Below are 18,998 nucleotides of genomic sequence, written 5' to 3'. Positions count from 1 at the left end.
AATACTTTTCACTTAAAAATTCATTTTTAAAAATAACTATATTTTTTTAACAAAAACTTATATAGCCTTATTCACCTACTTTTATTTTTAAGTATATTTAAATTTATTTTTCAATTTAACTTCATTAAATTATTGTTCAATCCGTTCAATAATAAAAAGCCCATTTCAATAAATTAAAATGGGCTTTTATAAAGTCATTAACCAGCAACTTCTTCAGCTTTAGGTTTTGCTTTTATCAAATCAGCTTCATAAACCACATCATATTCTTCTAACTTTAAATGATGTAAACGCTGTTTAAGCTTTTTTAACGACCATGGCCATGCCGCGAAGTTGCGACCATTTGCATCGAGATAGTAACTTTTACATCCCCCGCTATTGAATACTGTGGTTTGTAGATGTTTTTGTACCAAGTCGTTGTGCTTTTTAATCACTTCTGATTTCACTGAAAGCTTAGCAATACCTTTTGCCTTCATTTGTAGCAAACCATCTATAATATATTGCAGTTGTGCTTCGGCAAGACCAATAAATGAGTCATAGACCAAAACATTTGGCCCAAGCATAAGAAATGCATTAGGTACATTTTCAATATTGGTTCCTAAATAAGCTTCTGGTGAGGAGTCTTTCCAAAGCTCAGCCAAACATTCCCCTTTTTCGTTATGTACACGTTTACCAATAGGGGGATGAGACACTTCAAATCCAGTACCCCAAATAATCACATCAACTTCGTGGCGTTCACCATTAGCTGCAATCACCGTATTGCCTTCGACTTTAACTAGACCATGTGGAATAAGCGTAGTGTTAGGTGCCTGTAACGCTGGATAATAGTTATTGGCAAACAAAATACGCTTACAGCCAATATCGAAATTAGGCGTTACGTTTTTACGCAAGACTGGATCTTTGATTTGCAGCTTTAACAATTGTTTTGCAGCAAAATTGACAGGCTTTAAAGCTTTTGGGTTGCGTAGGCCAAAATTAATGACATTTAAAGTACCCGCCACAGTCTGTCGCCAAGTCGCTTGAATAGCTGGATATTTGGCAATGACAGATTTACTCAACTCGCCCAAGTCCGTATCGGGCTTCGGTAGTACCCAAGGTGCTGTACGTTGGAATACAAACAACTCTTTGGCTTTAGGTTGAATTTGTGGCACAAACTGAATAGCAGATGCACCAGTACCAATTACAGCAATGCGTTTTCCAGTTAAGTCATAGTCATGGTTCCATTTTGCCGAATGGAACATTTCACCAGTAAAGGTATCTAAACCTTCAAGACGTGGAATTTGTGCTTCGGTAATTGGACCTGTAGCAAATAAAACTGTTTTAGCGATATACAAACCAGAGCTTGTCTCTAGCTTCCAGATATTTTTTTGGTTATCCCACTCTGCTTTTAATAATTCGGTATTGAATTCGATTAAGGACTCAATATCAAACTCACGACTAACATCTTCTAAATAACTTAAAATTTCCGGTTGGCGTGCAAATAAATGGCTCCATTTTGCACTTGGGGCAAAGGAGTAAGAATAAAGTGACGACGGTACATCACAACCACAGCCCGGATAGGTATTTTCACGCCAAGTGCCACCGACGCGGCTGGCTTTTTCAATAATTTTAAAATTGGTTAAGCCTGCTTCGTTTAGCTTAATTGCTGCAGCTAAGCCAGAAATACCTGCACCGACAATAAAAGTGTCATAAACATGTGCAACTTCTTGGGTTTTACGTGTGCGTGTATTTGTTCTAGGTTTAGTGACCATAATTTTTCTGCCTATACAAAATTTTATTTAAATAGCTGATACGAAAGCCCAAGGAACTTTGCATATAGGGTTGGAGACGTTCTTTTCATAAGCCAGAATAATTTGGCGTCGATCTGTGGCGTGGTATACAGCTGCCCTCGATCTAATCGATTCAATGTTAAAGCCGCAACTGCGTCACTGGTTGTCATGGCATAGTTCATGAGTGCATGGTCTGCAAGCTTGGAATAACGGCCCGGAATCCGACCATTTTTAATGATATTGGTAGGTACCAAAGTTGGGCACAGCACATTGACCTTAATATTGAATTTGCGTAGCTCGGCTGAAAGGGTTTCTGATAATGCCAATACACCGGCTTTCGTTACATTGTAGACACTCATTTCTGGTGCTGCGGTATAAGACGCCGCAGAAGCTACATTAATAATTGCACCGTAACCTAGTTTTTTGAGCTTTGGCACAAATGCATGACAACCATGAATAACACCCCATAGGTTTACATGCATACACCATTTCCAGTCTTCCAAACTCATTTCATCAAATTTGCCGCCTAGCCCTACGCCGGCATTATTAATGATGAGTGTTACTGGATGATCAAGTAACTGTTCTGCTTGATCAGCCAAAGCCTGTACTTGTTCTGCTTGCCCAACATCACACTGGACTGCAAATGCTTTTTGTCCAAGCTGTTCAATTAACTTTACAGTTTCTTTTGCAGCTTCTAAATTAATATCTGCACATACTACGTTGCCACCGCGCTTCGCTAGTTCAACTGCAAAGCTACGACCAATTCCACTGCCTGCCCCAGTTACGACCGCATATGCGTTTCGGCTAGGCTGGTCTTTCTTACCAAATAAAATCATAGTAAATCCTAAAAAACTTTAGGTAGACGGCAGTAATTTTCGTATTACTGCCATGACTAATACGCTTATGAAACTGCACGAACTGGTGGTGTAAATTCCTTCACAAAGTAAGGCGCTATAGCACCGCCCTCGTTAAGTAATTTGTTTTTGTAGTACTCAAGGTATTCGGTCGTGTCATGATCATTTGGGTGGAAGTTAGGACGTAAGTAATCAAAAATCTGGCCAATAGTGCTACCAAATACACCATCTTTTGGACTAAAAATTAAGTTGACGCCACGACGTGCATCTTTCCAGAATTTCTTAGTTAGCATTTCTTGTGGTTTACGTAGTACGGGTACAAATAAAGTTGCTGTTGGAATAAGTCCTAAAATAGTGATGAAAGCCATTAAAAAGCCGGTTGCACGTAACGGATAATTACCGTTTAAAACCTGATAGACATCATAAGCAATATCTTTATGCTCAGATTCTTCAAGCATATGCCACATCCATAAAGCACGGCTTTTGGCATCGTCGGTATAATAGAAATTCTTTTCATGCTTCATCATGTATTCGGCAAGTACTGCCGTAAAGTGCTCAATACCCGCCATAAGTGAAAGCTTTAACGGCTGTGGGAATTTTAAAAACACATATTTAAAGAAGTTTTCACCTAAGAAACGATAAAAATCGACCGGATATTCCAGCTCTTTAATTGCATCATTGAACTCATTATGCAATTTTGAATGGATGGCTTCTTGACCAATAAGGGAAGTAACTCGCTGTTTTAAAATCGGGTCTTGAATAAATTCACGGTGGTGACGAGCTGTTTCAATCACCAAATCTTCACCATAGGTCAAGAAAACCGAAAGCGTTGCAAAGAACAATGTTGCAAACTGGTTGTTGACGTAAAACTCGATATCAATTTCTTTACCATCAAATCCGATATTTAAATGGCGAATTGGGATAGTTCCTTTATTTGAGAAATCTATCTTTTGATACTGAGCTATAACTGATTTAGGAGAAATAATATTTCGGATAGCTTGAGCGACCATTTTTGACACCCTATAAAATTTGTTAAATACAAGGCAGCGTCGAATCAAACAGGTAAAGTTGTCTTTAGATTATTTCTTGCAATCTTTAACTGCTCTAGAACAAAAATTTGCTCGAATACATCTGCCTTGCCATGTTTTATGAACCTAAGTGTTGTTAAGTTCACCAAATCAGATTAAATAGTGCGCTTGATGTACCACTCGAACAAGGACAAAAAAAGCCAACCTACTTTGAAACTTTTTGCCAACTTAAATATTTTTTGATTATTTCAAACAACTTATATAACCTACTCTTATTCATAATTATTTAAATAAAATACATTTGTCCTAAAATGATAAAAATATGGCTTTAAAAGATAAAAAATGAAATATTATGCCTACCCTTCCTCGCATCTCATATCAAAATTTCAGCGTTCCAAAAATCACACTAAGCTTTCTGTTTTTAGAGCTTTATTGCATAAATGAAAACGATAAACTGCATTCAGAGAAAAAAATTGGATGAGGAGAATAAATCATGTTTGATATGCGTTTATCTCATGAGCGTGGTGCAGCACATCATGGCTGGTTACAGTCAAAACACACGTTTTCATTTGCAAATTATTGGGACCCGAAACAAGTCGGCTTTTCAGATTTGCTTGTGATTAATGACGATACGGTTGCTCCATCAAAAGGCTTTGGTACTCACCCTCACCGTAACATGGAAATTATTTCTTATGTGCTTGAAGGTGCGTTAGAACATAAAGATTCAATGGGTACAGGTTCGGTTATTGTGCCTGGTGATATTCAGTTAATGAGCGCAGGCCGTGGGGTTGCACATAGTGAATTTAATCACTCTGCTCAAGAAAACGTGCACTTCTTGCAAATTTGGGTGGTTCCAAATGAAGTGAACACAACACCAGGCTATCAACAATTGCATATTTCCGAGGAAGACAAACGCGGTAAATTGCACTTGATGATTTCACCAAAAGGTGGCGAAAAAACTTTATCCATCAAACAAGATATTAATATTTATTCAGGTCTTTTTGATGGTGAAGAAACAGCAGAATTTGCAATTCCAGAAGGTCGTTATGTTTACCTACATGTGGCAAAAGGCCGTATTGATGTAAACGGTAAAACCTTTAATACAGGTGATGCTGCACGAATTCGTGATGGAGGCAAGTTATCATTTACTAATGGTGACAACGCCGAAATTCTGATTTTTGATATGCGTCCGGAAGAAATTCCAACCATGCCATAATCAACAAAAAACACCTGCGAAATATACGCAGGTGTTTTTTTATGTTTATTAAAAAGAAAAATTATGAATGGTCTTCCGAGCGTGCCATTTCAGTGTTGATATAACTCATGATCATAGTTGTTAACCCTTGCACCATTTCATCAAAACTAATAAATGGGTTAGGTAAAATAAGATGCCTTGCTACGTTAAAAATACCGCTATTAATACAAATATAGGTAATTACAGGTAAATTATTAATTTTTAAATATTTAGGATTATGCATCATATATTTCATGATGACTTCCATTAAAGCCTGTTCAATTTTTGGAATATATTTGTCGTATTGCAACTCACCTGCGTAACGTAAAACGGTTAAGTAACGGTCATTATTTTTCTTTAATAAATCACTGAACGTATAAAAAATCATTTCAATGACAGGCTCTAATTCCAACTCTAAAATTGTAGGGGTTAGCTCTTTAATCATGTCGAGAATTTCACTCACAAAGTAGTGATTCATCGCATCATAAATTTCTTCTTTATTTTTAAAATACTCATAGAGAGACCCCACACTCACCCCTGCAATTTCCGCAATATGACGTGTGGTGGTACCACTTGGTCCATGCAAAGCTACGGCAATAAAACCTGCTTCAATAATGGTATCGACCGTGACTTTGGCTCGTGCCTGACGGGGTTTTCGCGTAGACATATTTTCTTATTAATAATCCGAACATAAGCTCAGGTTAGCATGTAATTTAGCCCCACCCTAATAAAAAAACAAAATCCGAATAGTTGTCAAATTTCATAGAGTAATTTTTATAGGAGCATGGCTAAACATACTTATGAGCTCTTTTATTATTAGGTAATTATTTTTAAATAAATTTAAATTATTTAAATAAAAATCAATATATTAATAAATTAAAAAACTATTTTTTTATTCTATTCATGCATTAGATGGGAGCTTATAAAACTTAAAAAGTTACCCGAATTGAATCCGAACATAAACTCAGATTAACATGAAAAAATCCAAAAAGAGGTTGATTCATTTTATCAAGTTCCCCTCTTTTTCCGTTATTCAGTCAAATAATCAAACAAATAACGGAGCAACATCACCGTAGTCAGTAAGCAGACAAAATGCTTTTTGAAAATGGAATTTACAGTGCCCTGTTGGAAATCAAAGCTTTTGGTTTTCGACGTAGCTGCACTATCACTGATTGATCTGAAGGTGTCGCCATGATCTCGACCACAGTTAAAAAATCACTAAACAAACTCAAATTTTACCGTGAAATCGAGTTACCAGATTTTGCCAGTAAAGGATCTATTCCAATCCGTCATTTAAATATCGGGTTTGATGGTAAAGAGATTGATGTTGAATTCTATATGAACAATCAATTTGCCACCTTGTTTTTTGCTACGCTTTCAGTATTTCTAACCTATGGTGAAGATTTGGTGATCGAGACTGCCCGTCACCACCGTGAATTTATTCAAGACCCAGTGTTAAAACAGCGTGTTACTTCCCTTATTGGTCAAGAAGCGATTCACTCTAAGTTGCATAATGAATATAACGATGCACTTAAAGATGTTGAATATCCGGTCGATTTATACCGTTTCTTGGGCGAGAACTTCTTTAAATATGTGTTTTTGAAATTTCCGCAACCGCTTAAATTATCAATGATGGCTGGTATTGAGCATTTTACGGCTGTACTTGCCGAATACATGATGAAACATGAGAAGAATTTCTACTATTCAGACGATGCCAAAAGCCGTGCGCTATGGATGTGGCATATGCTTGAAGAATCTGAGCATAAAGATATTGCCTATGATGTTTATCAATTACTCAATGGTAGCTACCCACTACGAGCTTCTGGCTTCTTCTTAGCTTTCTTTACTATTTTAGGTCTAATCCCAGCAACTACCTTGTTTATTCCTGTTTTAAGAAAACCACAGGAAATGCTGACTAGAAAATTCTGGAAAGACGCTCGCCGTGGTGTCGGACTTATCTTTGGTCCAAAAGATGGCGTATTCGGTAGCACGATTGGCCAGATTTTCGATTACTTACGCCCTGACTTCCACCCAAATGATCATGATACCACTGAATATCTAGAGTACTACAAAGACAAATTACTGAAGGAAGGAGGTGCAATTGCGCCTTACTTTGTGAAGGAATTTACTCCGCCTGTACGCTTGTCTTAACTGGCTTGCAACCAGTCACTCAATGGCTGGTTTTCCTTAAATCTATTTCGGGATGAATCATGATTTTATTTGGTAAAAAGAAAGTTAAACCAAGCCAAAAAGCTTATGCCGTTGTGACTGGCGCAGGCAGTGGAATTGGGCGGAGTTTTGCACTTGAACTGGCAAAACGTGGTGGTAGCGTAGTGTGTGCAGATATTAATTTAGAAGCCGCAGAAGAAACGGTAAAGCTTCTTGAACAAGAAGGCGCAAAAGCTTTTGCCATGCGCTGCGATGTGGGTAATGCAGAACAAGTGAACCACCTAGCTGAAACTGCTGAAATTTTACTTGGTCACCCTGTGACCCTTGTCATTAATAATGCAGGTGTGGGATTAGGCGGTAAGTTTGACGAACTCAGTCTAGAAGACTGGAACTGGGTCATGAATATTAACCTTTGGGGCGTTATTCATGGTTGTCATGCATTTGTGCCAAAGTTCAAAAAACTAGGTTATGGCGCGATTATTAATGTGGCTTCGGCGGCATCGTACACGGCTGCTCCAGAAATGACTGCTTATAACGTAACGAAAGCGGGTGTTCGTGCGCTGTCTGAAACACTTTCGGCTGAACTTCGTAAATTTAACATTAAAGTCAATGTGCTCTGCCCGACTTTGGTACCCACCAATATCATTAAAAATGGTCGTATTCCGGGCCGCTATTCCAAGCTTGCAGACCATGCACTCATGAACTACGCACTCACCACAAGTGACGATGTCGCCAAACTCACACTTAACCGTCTTGATCAGGATGAGCTTTATACCATTCCTCAAATCGACGCGAAGTTGTTCTGGCTCATGAAACGTGCATCTCCAAGCTTGTATACCAAATTCCTTGGTACATCGTACAAATTATTTAAATAAGAAATTTTATAGGTAGTACCCATATGACTGCTCAAATGAAAACAAATACATCAGCAAAAAAAGCTGTCAATTCGACTAGCCATATTTACGATACCTTTATTGTGGGTGCCGGAATTTCCGGTATTGCCGCAGCAATTCGTCTCGACCAAGTGGGCTATACCAACTACAAAATTATTGAAAAAGCAGCACGTGTAGGTGGTACTTGGCGTGAAAACACGTATCCGGGCTGTGGCTGCGATGTACCTTCAGCTCTGTATTCATACTCGTTTGCCCCAAGTGCAAAATGGAGTCACTTATTTGCACGCCAACCGGAAATTTTAAGTTACTTAGAAGATGTAAGTAACGAGTTTAATATCACGTCTAAAATTGAGTTTAACAACGAACTGCTCAATGCTGCTTGGGACGAAACACGCCATTTATGGGTACTTGATACAACTAGTGGTCAATATCTATCGCGAACTGTTATTTTTGCAACAGGTCCAATTACCGAAGCACAAATTCCACGTCTTGAAGGTTTAGATACCTTTACTGGTGAAATGTTCCATTCGGCAAAATGGAACCATGACTATGACTTAACTGGAAAACGCATTGCTGTAATTGGTACTGGTGCATCTGCTATTCAGTTTGTGCCACAAATTCAACCCAAAGCAAAAGAGCTATTTGTGTTCCAACGTACAGCACCTTGGGTACTGCCAAAACCAGATACCGACTTGGGCGAGTTGAGTAAATCCGTCATTGCCAAATATCCAGCGATTCAGGCAAGCTGGCGTAAAAGTGTAGCGCTAACGTTGAATGCAATTAACTTTGGTTTACGTAACCCACTTGCGCTAAAACCAGTAAATGTACTCGGCAAGCAATTACTTAAACTTCAAATTGCAGACCCTGAGTTACGTAAAAACGTAACGCCTAATTTTGATATTGGTTGTAAACGTATTTTGTTTGCTAACAATTACTACCCTGCACTACAAGCACCGAATACCACGCTTATTCCACATGGTTTAGTGAAGGTTGAAGGAAATACGGTGATTGCTGCCAATGGTGAACGCCACGAAGTTGATGTGATTATTTGGGGCACCGGGTTTGAAGTATCTCACCCGCCAATCGGTAAACGTGTGTTTAATGAAAAAGGACAACGTTTAAATGATTTATGGAAAAACACTTCACCAGAAGCTTACTTAGGAACCAACATTGAAAATGTACCAAATGCATTCTTAGTTTTGGGACCAAACGTACTGGTTTATGACTCGTTTATTGGCTTGGCAGAAGCACAGCTCGACTATATTGTAGATGGCTTGCTAAAAATTAAAAACAAAGGGATTAGCAAACTAAACGTTAAGTCTGATGTGATTAAAAAGCACAACGACTTGGTACAAAAGCATCTGCAAACCACTGTATTTAATAGTGGTGGCTGTAAGAGTTATTACCTTGATGCTAACGGTCGCAACTTTGCAGCATGGCCGTGGTCATTGAAAAAGCTGAAACAACGCTTGAAAAAACTAGATTTGAAAGATTATGACGTCATATATCAAACGTCAAAAACACATTAATTTGTAATTTTGACCAAATCAGTTGTAAGTAATAGGCAGTGTATTTTTGTTTTTGATAAAATACACTGCCTTTTTCATTATATCTTCAAGAAATAAAAGAACAGGTTAAAAATGAAAGAAGGTCAATCAAGCCGTACTGCCGAAGCCGCCGCTGCCTTACGCGCAAATCACTTTAAAAATACGACAAACCCTGTATTTTCAGACCCCTATGCTTTTGAAATGACCAGTAAGGGTTGGAAAAAGCTTTTATCTACTCCGCTCATTGTTAAATTAATGAATTCTCCCCTTTTAAACCGCACCTTAGGTTTATTGAGTGGGCAGGTTGTGTGCCGATCACGTTATGCTGAAGACTTACTTAATCAGGCTGTTCAACACAATATTGAACAATATGTTTTGGTTGGAGCGGGTTTAGACTCTTTTGTATTACGTGAGTCACAACATTACCCAACTTTAAAAATTTTTGAGGTCGACCATCCTGATACTCAAGCTGCGAAACAATCCAAACTCAAAAAACTAGGAAATATTCCTACTACTGTTGAATTTGTTGCTATTAACTTTGAAAAAGAATCTATCTCTGAGGCGCTTGCCCGGAGTCACTATGTACGAAAAGCTCCGGCTTTCTTTTCTTGGTTGGGTACTACTCATTATTTAAAACCGGATACTACACTGCAAACTTTAAAAAGTATTGCTGAGTTTGCTGCAAACGGTAGCGAAGTAGTACTCGACTATTCAACCGATTTTCAGGAGCTAAACGGCATTGAGCGACTCGGGAGTATCGGTGTTGCACAGTTTACCCATTTACTGAAAGAACGTTTATTAGGCCAATTTAAACCTTCAGATTTACACAATGCTGTTAAAAACATGGGCTTTGAAGTGGTTGAAGATTTGTCTGGTGAAGCTATTACTGAACGTTATTTTTATAAGCGTGCCGACAATATACGCCATACATCAGCGACGCGCTTATTGCATTTGCGTTTAAAAAAATAAAGATACTTGGGTTATCGGTTATTTAACCGCATGGCATGAGGTGTTTTCCCATGCCATCTTTTATAAGCATGAATAAAGCTGGCAGGCTCTGCATAACCTAACCATTCGGCAATTTGCTCAACCGAAGCTTTTGGTAACGCCAAATATTGCTCTGCTAAAACCTGTCTAACCTCTTCACGAATTTGGATAAAAGTCATTCCCTCTAATGCCAAATGGCGGCGCAGGGTTCTTGTATTTAAATGCAGCCGATCAGCGACTATTTCCATAGATGGCATTTCCCCACGCGTACTCATTAGCTGTTGTTGCACTAAGTTTGTAAATTTATTTTGTGATTGGCGTTTTTCTAATATTTGACGACATTGTTCTTCGGCTGTATGTAAAACTAGATCATTTGCCATAAGTAGCTTCTGGTCTACTTTTTGCGGATCAAGAATCACAAAACTTTTGGCTGCGCCAAATTCCGGCATAACCCCAAATAAATTCCGATAAGGCTCTACATCGCCTTTAGGTTGAAAAGAAAAAGCCAAATATTGGCAAAAATTATCCTGCACCAAATCTCGCTGTACCGTAATGAGCGCAGCCGCATCTCGTTCAATAATGAATTGACGAACTGATAAGGGAATATCTTGCTCATCAATTTCGATACGGATTCCTTCTGGTGTATCCGATACCTCAAAGCGAGTAAAAGCAAAAGTTAACGTGAAATAGGTTAAAGCCAAATCTAGTGCTTCGCGAATGCTGGCGCTACTCATCAGAGCCATGCCTAATGGCCCAAATGTGGTGAAATGATAGCGTGTGCCCACTTCTAAGCCTAATGTCGGTCTGTCTCCTAGTTGCTCAACCAAGTTATGAATCAACTGTAATTCCTGATGGCCTGTCACCACCATATTAGGATCAAGTAATTGTTGTTGGCTAAGTCCAGTCCCTTTTAAAATCGTCTGATAAGAAATGCCTGATTCCATCGCGAAATCAGCCATTAACCGAACACTATGTACACTGCGTTCAAATGCCCATGCATACTTCACTGTATCGCTCAGAATGTCCTCGAATCACAATATTTTGTCCTCATCCATCCTCTAAATCAAGTTAATAAACGTCTATTCTGCATACAGGAAATTGCGATTTTTTCGCTCACTGTTTTTAAGGATTTTAGAGCAGCCTATGTTTAATTCGTCGTCTAATTCAAATAAAAATGTACGCATCGCCATTATTGGCACTGGCTTTGGTGGTCTAGGACTTGCCATTCGTCTCAAACAAGCAGGTTTTGAACAATTTACTCTATTTGAAAAAGCTGCCGATGTAGGTGGTGTCTGGCGTGACAATACTTATCCGGGTGCTGCATGTGATGTGCCGTCGCATCTTTATTCTTTTTCTTTTGAACAGGAACTTGGTTGGAAAAATCGCTACGGGACATCTCAAGAGATTTATCAATATTTGCGTCACTGTGCCGATAAATATGATCTTCGTCCGCACATCAAATTTAATACTGAAATAGCCAGCGCCGAATTTGATGCTTTGCAAGGCGTATGGCATATCCAAAGTACGGCTGGTGAACAGTTTGAAGCAGAATTTTTAGTGGGCGCGGTAGGCCAGCTCAACCGTCCTGCCTATCCAAAACTTAAAGACATTGAAAATTTCAAAGGTAAGGCATTTCACTCAGCACGCTGGGACCATGACTATGACTTAACTGGCAAACGTGTTGCAGTCATTGGTACAGGCGCAAGTGCGATTCAGTTTGTACCTGAAATTGCAAAACAAGTGGCTCACCTAGACGTTTATCAACGCTCGGCACCGTATGTCATTCCTAAACCAGATCGGGTTTATCAACCTTTAGAGAAAAAAGCTTTCCGTAAACTGCCGATCTTGCAAAGTCTAGACCGTGCCTTGCAATATGGTCATCATGAAATTCGCCTACTTGCTTTTACAACTTCACTCAATGAAATGCCTTTGGTGGAATATTTATTTCAGCGCCACATTCGAAAAGTTGTTAAAGATGGAAAGTTACGTCACCGCTTAATGCCAGATTATCCAATTGGTTGTAAACGTATTTTAATTTCTAACCACTGGTATGAAACACTGACTCAACCTCATGTTGATGTGATTGATACAGGCATTCAAGAAATTACCGAACATGGCATTTTAGACACGGAAGGAAATCTACGTGAAGTTGATGCCATTATTTACGGTACAGGTTTTACGGCGACTGAATTTATGGCGCCAATGCAAATTACTGGACTTGATGGTCGCACCTTAAAAGAAACATGGAAAGATGGTGCTGAAGCTTATTTAGGCCTGACAGTAAACGGATTCCCTAACTTCTTTATGCTGTATGGGCCAAATACCAACCTCGGGCATAACTCAATTGTTTATATGATTGAAAGCCAAGTAAATTATATTTTAGATGCGCTGCGCACTACTTTGAAAAATAACCTGCTGTTCACCAACATTCGTGCCGAAATTCAACACGAATTTAATCAAGATATTCAAGAGAAAATGAAAAAAACGGTGTGGGCGCAAGGCTGTACCAGTTGGTACCAAACTGCTGATGGTAAAAATACCAATAACTGGCCGGGTTTCACTCTTGAATATCGTCAACGCACTCGTCGCTTTGACATTGAAAACTACACTCAGGTGTCGGCTATTTCTTAAATAAGCTTCGCCATAGGAAATGAGAAAAATAAACGGAGAATTTTATGAAGTCTTTTAAAAATAAAGTCGCAGCTGTGACAGGTGCGGGTTCAGGTATTGGACAAGCAATTGCCATAGCACTCGCTAAACAAGGCTGTCACCTGGCACTTTCTGATATTAGTGAAGCTGGGTTAGCCAAAACAGTCGAGCTGTTAGCGCCCTACTCTGTCAAAGTCACCACTCAAAAAGTTGATGTCGCTAAACGTGATGACGTTGCAACTTGGGCAAAAGCAGTTGTAGATGAACATGGCCAAGTTAACCTGATTTTTAATAATGCTGGTGTCGCGATTGGTAGTACAGCGGAAGGTGTGAGCTATGAAGATCTTGAATGGCTCATTGGTATTAATTTTTGGGGCGTGGTTTATGGCACCAAAGAATTTTTGCCTTACTTAAAGCAAAGTGGTGATGGGCATATTATTAATATTTCCAGTATGTTTGGCTTAACAGCTCAACCGACCCAAAGTGCTTATAACGCCAGTAAATTTGCCGTTCGTGGTTTTACTGAATCATTGCGCCAAGAACTTGATATGCAAAATGCTGGTGTGAGCGCGACTTGTGTGCATCCGGGTGGTATTCGTACCAATATTGCCAAAGCTGCACGTATGAACAATAGCGTCCAGTCTTTAGGAATGGACCCGCTAAAAAGCCAAGACGCTTTCGATAAATTACTTCGCACTCCTGCTGATGATGCAGCTCAGCAAATTTTGGAGGCTGTTCGTAAGAACCGTCGCCGTTTACTTATTGGAGCCGATGCAAAAGCCGTTGATGTAATTCAGCGTATTCTTCCGCAAGGCTACCAAAAGATCTTTGCAACCGCGACTGCTTGGCAAACTCGACTACTTAATAAGTCAGCAAAATAAAAATAGTGGTCAGCATACTCTTGATTTTCAGAGATGCTGACTAATCTCACCTGCTTAGTATGAGTGCTTATCATGAAGCAACTTCTCGCATGGACCATTCGTACCACACTACGCCCAGCTTTATCTCCTAAAACGCCAGTGAAATTACAACGTTTTTGTAGCGATGCGGCCAGTGCTATTGTGCTTGGGCCACGTGGTTATCAAACTAAAAAGCAAAATATTGCTCAAGTACCGACAGTTCATATTCAGCCTAAAACGACCAAATCAGGGCTCGGCATTTTGTATTTGCATGGCGGTGGCTATGTAGTGGGTAGCTCAAAAAGTCACACGAAGCTTGCAGCTCAGATCGGACATGCAGCTCAGGCACAAGTCTGGTTAGCTGAATATCGTTTAGCCCCAGAACATCCAAGCCCTGCTGCTATTGAAGATAGCATTGCAGTCTATAAGGCTTTACTTGCTCAAGGACAAGATCCCAAAAAACTTGTGATTGCTGGTGACTCCGCTGGTGGCGGCCTGAGCTTAAGTACAGTTATTGCGCTAAGGAACGCAGGTTTACCTTTACCAGCGGCATTAGTTTTACTTTCACCTTGGGTTGACTTAAGTCTTTCAGGAAGCACGCTGAAAACTCATGCTGTTCAAGATGCAATGCTCTCAGAAGACTGGTTAGTTTGGTGTGCAAAAAACTATTGCGGCCAAAAATCGGCAACCGATCCGACCTGCTCCCCACTTTATGCTGACTTAACCGGATTACCACCGGTTCTGATCCATGTTGGTACCGAAGAAGTTTTATTAGATGATGCGAAACGTCTTGCAGAACAAGCCGAGAAATGCGGTATTCCGACCACATTTAAGATTTATGACAAAGTTGGGCACGTTTTTCAATTCCATGCAGGTATACTAAAAGAATCCGATGACTCAATTAAGCGCATTGGACAATTCATTGATAAACACATGCAGTCAATATAAAAAATATCACTAGACAGGAGCCTTTGGCATGGCATCAAACAATTATGACTATGATTATCTCATCATTGGTTCAGGCTTTGGCGGTAGTGTTTCTGCCTGCCGTCTCACCGAAAAAGGCTACTCAGTTGCTGTAATGGAAATGGGGCGTCGTTGGAAAGCTGAAGATTTTGCTAAAAATAACTGGAACACACGCCGCTGGATCTGGCGTCCGGGTATGAAACTTTTTGGTTATTTCAATATGCGTTTTTTTCGCCATGTCACTATTATTTGCGGTAATGCCGTAGGCGGTGGCTCAATTACCTATGCCAATACCCTGCTCGTTCCACCCGAACACATTTGGGATGAAGGCACTTGGGCAGATGCTGCGGACTGGAAAAATGAAATGCCGCAGCACTATGCCGAAGCAGAACGTATGCTTGGAGTGACTGACAATAAAATACTTGGCCCTGCCGATCACATGTTAAAGAAAATGGGTGAAGCGGTAGGTGTAGGCCATACCTTTAAACCGACTCGTGTTGCAACCTTTTTTCCTCCCGAAGGCGAAGAAGGTGGAAAGACTTATCCAGACCCTTATTTTAACGGTGAAGGACCAGATCGTGGCACCTGTACAGCATGTGGTGGCTGTATGACAGGTTGTAAACACAATGCAAAAAATACTCTAGATAAAAATTATTTGTACTTTGCCGAAAAAAATGGCGCCAAGGTTTATGAAGAAACCAAAGTGGTTGATGTTAAACCACTCAATGGCAAAGTCGATGGTAGTGATGGTTATGAAGTCACGACTGAATGCTCAAGCTCATGGTTTAACAAACAACGTCGTACTTGGCGGGTTCGTAACGTAATTTTCTCGGCATCTTCTTTGGGCACCCAAGAAATGCTATTCCGCTTAAAACAATCTGGTTCTCTACCAAATATTTCTGATGATTTGGGTAATCGGGTACGTACCAATGCGGAGTCTATCTTAGGAGTCCGTTTCTTTGATAAAGATGTCGATATGAGTAAGGGCGTTGCAATTGGTTCAAGCATCTATATTGACCATGATACTCATATTGAAGCGACACGCTACCAAAGTGGTTCCGATGCTATGGGTCTCATGTGTACGTATATGGCAAAAGGTAAACCAGGTTGGACACGTATTTTTTATTGGTTATGGGTACTCATTAGCCATCCACTTATATTCTTACGTATGAGCAACCCTGTTGGTTTTGCACGTCAAACCTTAATTTTCTTAGTAATGCAAACTGCCGATGCTTCAATTAACATGCGTTTAAAACGCAATTGGTTCTGGCCTTTTGGCAAGGTTTTGTCGAGTGAAGGAAAAAAGCTTCCTGTTTATATTCCACAAGCCAATACCTTTACTGAAAAAGTCGCCAAAATGTTTAATGGTCATCCAATAACGACCATTACCGAAATTTTATTTAATGTGCCTTTTACTGCTCACTGTATGGGAGGCTGCGCGATTGCATCTAGCCCAGAACAAGGTGTAGTCGATGGCAAAAATCGTGTGTTTAACTATAAAAATTTATATGTTGTAGATGGCTCTATGTTGGGTGCCAATTTAGGTGTAAACCCAAGTTTAACCATTACTGCTCTAGCAGAACGTGCAATGTCTTATATTCCGGCTAAACACACTTTGGATGAACAACCAGACTATCCAATAACGGAAGAAACCATAGAGATCACGAAAGCCTCTGCCTAAACTAGCAAGTTGTTTTATAAAAAAAGCCTATTTAAAAATAGGCTTTTTTATTTAGTTTCTTAAATTACATCGCTACCGCTTTAGCACGAGCTGCATGCAATTTTTTATAACTCTCAATTAGACGTAAATGGCGATCAAGCCCTTCTAGTTTCATGCTTGTTGGCGTTAAACCATAGAAACGAACGCTACCGTCGACAGAACCTAATACCGCATCCATTCGTGTGTCACCAAACATACGGCGGAAGTTAGTCAGGTAGTCTTCAAGCTCTAGTTCTTCATCTAATATTACTTCAAGTACCACGTTCATACATTGATAGAACAAACCACGCTCAACGGTGTTGGTGTTATATTGCAAGTAAGTTTCGACAAGCTCTTTTGCTTCTTCAAATTGTTGTAATGCAACATAAATGAGCAATTTCAGTTCTAAAATTGTGAGCTGTCCCCAAACTGTATTGTCATCAAATTCGATGCCAATGAGTGTGGTAATTTCAGTGTAATCGTCTAGCTCACATTCCTCTAAGCGCTCAACCAACGCCTCAAGCTGTTCATCATCCAAACGATGCAAATTTAAAATATCTTCACGGAATGCAAGTGCCTTATTGGTATTGTCCCAAATCAGATCTTCAACAAGATAAATTTCTGAATAATCAGGAACTAAAATACGGCAAGCGGTCGCACCTAAGTGCTCATAGACTGCCATATACACTTCTTTACCCATCTCTTCGAGAATACCGAACAAAGTTGCAGCTTCTTCTGCATTCGACTCTTCGCCTTCGCCAGAAAAATCCCATTCAACAAAGTCATAGTCAGATTTAGAGCTAAAGAAGCGCCAAGAAACTAAACCGCTTGAGTCAATAAAGTGCTCAACAAAGTTATTCGGCTCAGTCACTGCATTACTTTGGAAAGTCGGTTGAGGTAAATCATTTAAGCCTTCAAAACTACGGCCTTGAAGTAATTCGGTCAGACTACGTTCCAACGCAACTTCAAAACTTGGATGCGCACCGAAAGATGCAAACACCCCACCCGTACGCGGGTTCATTAAAGTTACACACATTACAGGGAACTGACCGCCTAATGATGCATCTTTAACTAATACAGGAAAACCTTGCTCTTCTAAGCCTTTAATACCAGCCACAATACTTGGGTATTTTGCTAATACGTCTTCAGGAACATCTGGAAGTGCAATTTCACCTTCTAAAATTTCACGTTTTACAGCACGTTCAAAAATTTCAGACAAACATTGAACTTGAGCTTCTGCCAAAGTGTTGCCTGCACTCATACCGTTACTTAAGTACAAGTTTTCAATTAAATTTGATGGGAAATATACAACTTCACCGTCAGACTGGCGCACAAAAGGTAGCGAGCAAATGCCACGCTCTATATTGCCTGAGTTGGTATCATATAAATGCGTGCCAAGTAACTCATCATCTGGGTTGTAAATCTCAAGACAATATTCATCTAAGATTTCTTTAGGTAATTCACCATTTGGACCCGGTTTAAACCATTTTTCATCTGGATAATGCACAAATTCAGCATTGGCAATATCTTCACCCCAGAACTGGTCGTTATAGAAGAAGTTACAGTTTAAACGCTCAATAAACTCGCCCAATGCAGATGCCAAAGCACTTTCTTTAGTGGCACCTTTACCATTGGTAAAGCACATCGGAGACTGTGCATCACGAATGTGTAACGACCATACATTTGGGACAATATTACGCCAAGACGCGATTTCTATCTTCATGCCCAAATTTGCCAAAATAGCAGACATATTGGCAATGGTTTCTTCTAATGGTAGATCTTTACCTTGAATATAGGTATGGTTTTCTGAAGTTAAACTTGGCAATAACAATGCTTGTGCATCTGCATCAATGCTTTCAACTTCTTCAATAATAAATTCAGGAACCGTTTGAATGACTTTTTTAACAGTACAGCGGTCAATCGAACGTAAAATCCCTTGGCGATCTTTTTCTGAAATATCGGCTGGTAATTCAATTTGAATTTTAAAGGTTTGCTTATAGCGGTTTTCAGGATCAACAATATTATTTTGCGATAAACGAATATTATCGGTTGGGATATCTCGAGCTGCACAATACACTTTTACAAAGTACGCTGCACACAATGCTGACGATGCTAAAAAGTAGTCAAATGGGCCCGGTGCCGAACCGTCACCCTTGTAGCGAATTGGTTGATCGGCAATTACCGTAAAGTCATCGAACTTAGCTTCCTGTCGAAGATTGTCGAGATAATTAACCTTGATTTCCATGCTGGCACCTAAATATTTTTATGTGTCAGCACAGACACATAAAATTCTAAATATTGAAAAAT

The 18,998-nt window shown here is 39.7% G+C and carries 15 protein-coding genes; 9 read left to right on the top strand and 6 right to left on the bottom strand.

From position 1 onward, the window contains the following. Nucleotides 1-197: 197 nt before the first annotated feature. From HMPREF0014_RS08660 to HMPREF0014_RS08650, 3 genes are all read right to left on the bottom strand, one after another. Nucleotides 198-1,748 (bottom strand): NAD(P)/FAD-dependent oxidoreductase, encoded by a 1,551-nt coding sequence (locus HMPREF0014_RS08660; protein WP_004888056.1) that lies wholly within the window; start codon nt 1,746-1,748, stop codon nt 198-200. A gap of 23 nt (nt 1,749-1,771) precedes the next feature. Next, entirely contained in the window at nt 1,772-2,602 is an 831-nt protein-coding gene (locus HMPREF0014_RS08655) for an SDR family NAD(P)-dependent oxidoreductase (RefSeq protein ID WP_004709866.1), read from the bottom strand. 65 nt (nt 2,603-2,667) lie between these two features. Next, the gene (locus HMPREF0014_RS08650; RefSeq protein WP_004709868.1) at nt 2,668-3,630 is read right to left on the bottom strand and encodes a metal-dependent hydrolase; all 963 of its coding nucleotides are present in this window, start codon (nt 3,628-3,630) and stop codon (nt 2,668-2,670) included. A 511-nt stretch (nt 3,631-4,141) separates the two neighbouring features. On the opposite strand from HMPREF0014_RS08650, the gene HMPREF0014_RS08645 reads away from it, so the two are divergent. Continuing rightward, the gene (locus HMPREF0014_RS08645; RefSeq protein WP_000459994.1) at nt 4,142-4,864 is read left to right on the top strand and encodes a pirin family protein; all 723 of its coding nucleotides are present in this window, start codon (nt 4,142-4,144) and stop codon (nt 4,862-4,864) included. 61 nt (nt 4,865-4,925) lie between these two features. Here the strand turns inward: HMPREF0014_RS08645 and HMPREF0014_RS08640 are convergent, their stop codons facing one another. Next, nucleotides 4,926-5,549, bottom strand: a complete 624-nt coding sequence (locus HMPREF0014_RS08640; protein WP_002156858.1) for a TetR/AcrR family transcriptional regulator — start codon at nt 5,547-5,549, stop codon at nt 4,926-4,928. A gap of 524 nt (nt 5,550-6,073) precedes the next feature. On the opposite strand from HMPREF0014_RS08640, the gene HMPREF0014_RS08635 reads away from it, so the two are divergent. The 4 genes from HMPREF0014_RS08635 (at nt 6,074) to HMPREF0014_RS08620 (ending at nt 10,460) form a co-directional block, all read left to right on the top strand. Next, nucleotides 6,074-7,033 carry a metal-dependent hydrolase gene (locus HMPREF0014_RS08635; RefSeq protein ID WP_004888059.1) on the top strand — a complete coding sequence of 320 codons (960 nt, stop codon included), beginning with the start codon at nt 6,074-6,076 and terminating at the stop codon, nt 7,031-7,033. A gap of 59 nt (nt 7,034-7,092) precedes the next feature. Further along, nucleotides 7,093-7,926 (top strand): SDR family NAD(P)-dependent oxidoreductase, encoded by an 834-nt coding sequence (locus HMPREF0014_RS08630; RefSeq protein WP_002156874.1) that lies wholly within the window; start codon nt 7,093-7,095, stop codon nt 7,924-7,926. A 23-nt stretch (nt 7,927-7,949) separates the two neighbouring features. After that, nucleotides 7,950-9,473, top strand: a complete 1,524-nt coding sequence (locus HMPREF0014_RS08625; RefSeq protein WP_006580754.1) for an NAD(P)/FAD-dependent oxidoreductase — start codon at nt 7,950-7,952, stop codon at nt 9,471-9,473. Between the two features lie 111 nt (nt 9,474-9,584). After that, nucleotides 9,585-10,460 carry a class I SAM-dependent methyltransferase gene (locus HMPREF0014_RS08620; RefSeq protein ID WP_006580753.1) on the top strand — a complete coding sequence of 292 codons (876 nt, stop codon included), beginning with the start codon at nt 9,585-9,587 and terminating at the stop codon, nt 10,458-10,460. A gap of 11 nt (nt 10,461-10,471) precedes the next feature. Here the strand turns inward: HMPREF0014_RS08620 and HMPREF0014_RS08615 are convergent, their stop codons facing one another. Beyond that, nucleotides 10,472-11,485 (bottom strand): AraC family transcriptional regulator, encoded by a 1,014-nt coding sequence (locus tag HMPREF0014_RS08615; RefSeq protein ID WP_004888064.1) that lies wholly within the window; start codon nt 11,483-11,485, stop codon nt 10,472-10,474. A 136-nt stretch (nt 11,486-11,621) separates the two neighbouring features. On the opposite strand from HMPREF0014_RS08615, the gene HMPREF0014_RS08610 reads away from it, so the two are divergent. The 4 genes from HMPREF0014_RS08610 (at nt 11,622) to HMPREF0014_RS08595 (ending at nt 16,673) form a co-directional block, all read left to right on the top strand. Further along, nucleotides 11,622-13,109 carry an NAD(P)/FAD-dependent oxidoreductase gene (locus HMPREF0014_RS08610; protein ID WP_004888067.1) on the top strand — a complete coding sequence of 496 codons (1,488 nt, stop codon included), beginning with the start codon at nt 11,622-11,624 and terminating at the stop codon, nt 13,107-13,109. Nucleotides 13,110-13,153: 44 nt separating this feature from the next. Beyond that, a complete protein-coding gene (locus tag HMPREF0014_RS08605; RefSeq protein WP_004888069.1) occupies nt 13,154-14,008 on the top strand; it encodes an SDR family oxidoreductase in 855 nt (284 codons plus the stop codon). 72 nt (nt 14,009-14,080) lie between these two features. Continuing rightward, the gene (locus tag HMPREF0014_RS08600; RefSeq protein ID WP_004888070.1) at nt 14,081-14,974 is read left to right on the top strand and encodes an alpha/beta hydrolase; all 894 of its coding nucleotides are present in this window, start codon (nt 14,081-14,083) and stop codon (nt 14,972-14,974) included. A gap of 28 nt (nt 14,975-15,002) precedes the next feature. Further along, entirely contained in the window at nt 15,003-16,673 is a 1,671-nt protein-coding gene (locus HMPREF0014_RS08595; RefSeq protein ID WP_004888072.1) for a GMC family oxidoreductase, read from the top strand. A gap of 64 nt (nt 16,674-16,737) precedes the next feature. Here the strand turns inward: HMPREF0014_RS08595 and HMPREF0014_RS08590 are convergent, their stop codons facing one another. Continuing rightward, entirely contained in the window at nt 16,738-18,936 is a 2,199-nt protein-coding gene (locus tag HMPREF0014_RS08590) for an OsmC domain/YcaO domain-containing protein (protein WP_004888074.1), read from the bottom strand. Between the last annotated feature and the right edge of the window lie 62 nt (nt 18,937-18,998).

The organism is Acinetobacter sp. RUH 2624 (genome assembly GCF_000162375.2).
Lineage (GTDB): Bacteria > Pseudomonadota > Gammaproteobacteria > Pseudomonadales > Moraxellaceae > Acinetobacter > Acinetobacter nosocomialis.
Note: the sequence above shows the minus strand (reverse complement) of the source record. Positions and strands in the feature narration are given on the sequence as shown.

Bases quoted from the DNA above. Each gene is read 5' to 3' on its own strand.
- HMPREF0014_RS08660 (WP_004888056.1), bottom strand. From the start codon at position 1,748: ATGGTCACTAAACCTAGAACAAATACACGCACACGTAAAACCCAAGAA.
- HMPREF0014_RS08655 (WP_004709866.1), bottom strand. From the start codon at position 2,602: ATGATTTTATTTGGTAAGAAAGACCAGCCTAGCCGAAACGCATATGCG.
- HMPREF0014_RS08650 (WP_004709868.1), bottom strand. From the start codon at position 3,630: ATGGTCGCTCAAGCTATCCGAAATATTATTTCTCCTAAATCAGTTATA.
- HMPREF0014_RS08645 (WP_000459994.1), top strand. From the start codon at position 4,142: ATGTTTGATATGCGTTTATCTCATGAGCGTGGTGCAGCACATCATGGC.
- HMPREF0014_RS08640 (WP_002156858.1), bottom strand. From the start codon at position 5,549: ATGTCTACGCGAAAACCCCGTCAGGCACGAGCCAAAGTCACGGTCGAT.
- HMPREF0014_RS08635 (WP_004888059.1), top strand. From the start codon at position 6,074: ATGATCTCGACCACAGTTAAAAAATCACTAAACAAACTCAAATTTTAC.
- HMPREF0014_RS08630 (WP_002156874.1), top strand. From the start codon at position 7,093: ATGATTTTATTTGGTAAAAAGAAAGTTAAACCAAGCCAAAAAGCTTAT.
- HMPREF0014_RS08625 (WP_006580754.1), top strand. From the start codon at position 7,950: ATGACTGCTCAAATGAAAACAAATACATCAGCAAAAAAAGCTGTCAAT.
- HMPREF0014_RS08620 (WP_006580753.1), top strand. From the start codon at position 9,585: ATGAAAGAAGGTCAATCAAGCCGTACTGCCGAAGCCGCCGCTGCCTTA.
- HMPREF0014_RS08610 (WP_004888067.1), top strand. From the start codon at position 11,622: ATGTTTAATTCGTCGTCTAATTCAAATAAAAATGTACGCATCGCCATT.
- HMPREF0014_RS08605 (WP_004888069.1), top strand. From the start codon at position 13,154: ATGAAGTCTTTTAAAAATAAAGTCGCAGCTGTGACAGGTGCGGGTTCA.
- HMPREF0014_RS08600 (WP_004888070.1), top strand. From the start codon at position 14,081: ATGAAGCAACTTCTCGCATGGACCATTCGTACCACACTACGCCCAGCT.
- HMPREF0014_RS08595 (WP_004888072.1), top strand. From the start codon at position 15,003: ATGGCATCAAACAATTATGACTATGATTATCTCATCATTGGTTCAGGC.
- HMPREF0014_RS08590 (WP_004888074.1), bottom strand. From the start codon at position 18,936: ATGGAAATCAAGGTTAATTATCTCGACAATCTTCGACAGGAAGCTAAG.